This window comes from Streptacidiphilus monticola (genome assembly GCF_042658505.1).
Classification (GTDB): domain Bacteria; phylum Actinomycetota; class Actinomycetes; order Streptomycetales; family Streptomycetaceae; genus Streptacidiphilus; species Streptacidiphilus monticola.
This window is the reverse complement of sequence record NZ_JBHSQJ010000003.1, coordinates 1-3,255: the sequence shown is the minus strand read 5'-3', so window position 1 is coordinate 3,255 and position 3,255 is coordinate 1. Positions and strand designations below refer to the sequence as shown.

General features: G+C 75.5%; 1 protein-coding gene. It reads right to left on the bottom strand.

The features are described from left to right. Positions 1-49 precede the first annotated feature (49 nt). Positions 50-3,255: beta-N-acetylglucosaminidase domain-containing protein (locus ACFP3V_RS00695; RefSeq protein ID WP_380578485.1), on the bottom strand; the 3,206-nt coding region annotated here is incomplete at its 5' end.

Sequence of the window (3,255 nt, the reverse complement as noted above, 5' to 3'; positions counted from 1 at the left end):
CCCACGCGGCGGAGCCGCACATGTCGACAGCCCCGCGCCCCTGCGGAACTCACCCTTCGGTTGAGGGCGACGGGTCGGGGGCTGCCGCCGTCGTGGCAGTGGTCGTGGGGGTGGGGATCGGCGAGTCGGAGGGAGGAGCGGGGCTCGCCGTGGGGGACGGCTGCACGGAGGACGGGGGCGGGGTCGCGCCCGCCACCGCGTAGAGCTCGACACCGAACAGGCTGTACCCGAACCTCGTCGCCCGCTGCACGCCCTGGATCCGCACGAACTGCGCCGGCACAGCCGGGAAGCGGACCGTCTCGTCCCCGCCGCGGCCGTCCTTCACCAGCGCCGAGGTGGTCCAGTGGACGCCGTCCAGCGAGGTCTGCACCGCGAACTGCGCGGCGTACGCGTCCTGCCAGTGCAGAACGACCTTGCCCAGCACGGCAGGTGACGCCAGTTCGAGCTGCAGCCAGGCGTCGTCCTGGGCGGGGGAGGACCAACGGGTGGTCGGGTCGCCGTCGTTGACCGCGGAGGCGGGGAAGTCGGGGGTCTCGTCGCCGGAGGAGGTGGCCGTCGCGGTGCGGGCGAGGTCCGGACCGGTCGTCGCCGGATGCACGTGGACGGTGACGTCCTGGGTGACCGTGCGGCCGCCGGAGGCGAGCGCGACCTGGACCGTCCAGTCGCCCACCGGGGTGGCGGGCGCGGCCGCGAAGCGCAGGGGGGCCGCCGCCTGGCCGCCGCGCGGCAGGGAGAGGGTACCGGCGCCGGACACCGTGAGGCCCTTGGCCTGCTCCGGCACCGTGACCGACACCGTGCCCGAGGCGCCGCCCGCGCCCTGGGACTGGAGTACGCCGTCGAGCGTGACCGGGGCCGATCCGGCCTCCAGGTCCAGGGACTGCTGCGGCAGTTGGAGGGCGGCCGCCGGCGTGTCCGCGTACCAGGGGACCACCTGGTAGACCACGGGGGCCTGCGCCCCCGCGGCCCAGACCAGCCGGATCCGGTCGGCGCGCAGCTTCGGGTCCGCCGCCAGCTCGGTGTAGCCGTCGCCGGAGAGGGCGCCGAGCCGGTGCCAGACGCCGGTGGTCGCGTCGCGGACCTCGACCCAGCCGGGGGCGTGCACCGAGGCGTCGGTGAAGACGACGACCCGGTTCAGCGGGCGCGAGCGGCCGAGCGCGACCGTCAGGGCCTCACCCGCGCTCGGCGCGGCCGCCGCGCGGTAGGGGGTGTCGAGCGTGCCGTCGACCACGTCGTCGGCGTCCGTGCCCGCCGCCGCGGGCGGGGCGGTCGCGGTCGGGGTGGCCGAGCCCGGGGCGTCGACGCGGAAGGAGCGCACCGCCACCGCGCTGTCCTGGCCGGACAGCGCCCGCAGCCGCACGTAGCGGGCCGTCGTGCCGACGGGCAGCACGGCCGTGATCGTCTTGCGGTCGTGGTAGGTGGCCACCTGCTGCCAGCCGCTGTCCTGGGTCGCGTACTCCAGCACCGCGTCGTGCAGGTAGTCGTCCGACGCCACGTCACCGTCCGGACCGCCCATGGTGATCCGGACCGTGCCGACGGCCTGCGTGGTGCCCAGGTCGACGCCGACGGCGTCGCCCGGCTGGGGCGGGGCGTCGGTCCAGTAGTAGCTGTCGCGGTCGTCGTCGACCATCAGCGCCGGGTCGTGGTCCTGGGCCGTGCCCAGGGTGGTGGTCGGCGTCAGCTGGTTGTCGCCCCCCAGGCCGGCCCAGGCGTCGGAGGCCTTGAGGGTGCGCTCCAGGAAGGCGTCCAGCACGCCCTGGCCCACGGTCACCCCGCCGTCGGCGATCCGGGCCAGGAGCTGATGCAGCGTCACCCGGCTGTGCCAGGCAGCCGATCCGTGGCCGGCGCGCTGCGCCGCCAGCATGTCCACGGCAGCCTGGCCGGCCCGGCCGTAGAGGGCGAGCTGGTCCAGCCAGGGGCCGTCCTCGGCGGCCAGCTGTCCGTCCGCGAGCCCGGCCAGGGTGTCGGGTGCGTCCGCCATCGCCGTGAAGGCCTGCCGCAGCGCGGCCGCCGCCTGCTGCTGCCGCGCCGCGTCGCCCTTCGCGCCCGCCGTCGGCTCGAACGCCGACCAGAACGCGGCCAGCAGCGGCCGCAGGTAGGCCGACTCCTGCTGCCCCAGCGGCGAGGACGCCGAGTTGCCCGCCAGCGCGGCCAGTGCCGTCCGGGCGGGGGAGCCCGTCGAGCCGGCGAGGTCGGTCAGCGCCGCCTGCCAGGAGGCGACCGGGTCGTAGCCGGACGGGTTCCAGGCGAAGTCGGCCGCGGTGAACAGCGGGATGCGCGAGGCGAGCGGCTGCTCCATGGCGTTGACCAGCAGACCGGCGGAACCGGCCGCGACCGCCGGGTCCCGGCCCTGGTAGGCGCCGAGGTAGAGGCGGTCCTGCGCCGAGTCGTTGACCGGGTAGTTGTCCTGGGTCACCAGAGGATGCCCGAACGTTCGGGAAGCGGACTGGAGTTCGGCCGCGGTGATGGTGCCCGGCTGCACGCCGACGCCCGTCCAGGCCACCTCCACCCGCGGGTCCAGCGCCTTGGCCAGCGCCGTCCGGTAGTCCGAGGCGCCGTCCTGGTGGTACTCGGTCGGCAGCACCGACAGCGGCGCCGCGTCCGGGTGCCGGGCGGCGAACTCCCGGAGCACGAAGGACACCAGGTCCGCCTGCCCCTGTGCCGCCGCGGCCGGGCTGTGGCCGTAGGCGTCCCGGTCGGCGTCGCAGTGCCAGTGCCGGTAGCTGACGTCGGTGAACTGGAGCTGGAAGCTGCGGAAGCCGATCCCGTACAGCGACTCCAGCTTGGCCAGCAGCGCCGCCCGGTCGCCGGCCGAGGTGTAGCAGAGCGACTGGCTGAAGGAGAGGGCGTAGCCGAGCGTCACGTGGTTGGCGGCGGCCCGCTGGGCCAGCGACGCGAGCGCGACCTGCCGGTCCTGCGGATAGGAGTCGCGCCACTGCACGGTCCGGTAGGGGTCGTCGCCGGGGGCGTAGAGGAAGAAGTTCTGCTTGGTCCGGCCCAGGAAGTCCATCAGGTCCAGGGTCTGCCGGTCCGTCCAGGGCGTGCCGTAGAAGCCCTCCTCGGTGCCGCGGACCACCGCCGTCGGCCAGTCGCGGACCACCTGCGCGGGGATCGCCGTGCCGACCCGGCCCAGCAGTTGGCGGAAGGACTGCACCGCGTTGAAGGTGCCGTCCCGGTCCACCCCGGCCAGCACCGCCACGCCCGCCCGGCCCGGCAGGCCGCCCGTCGCCAGCACGTAGCCGCCCGCCACCAGGCCGC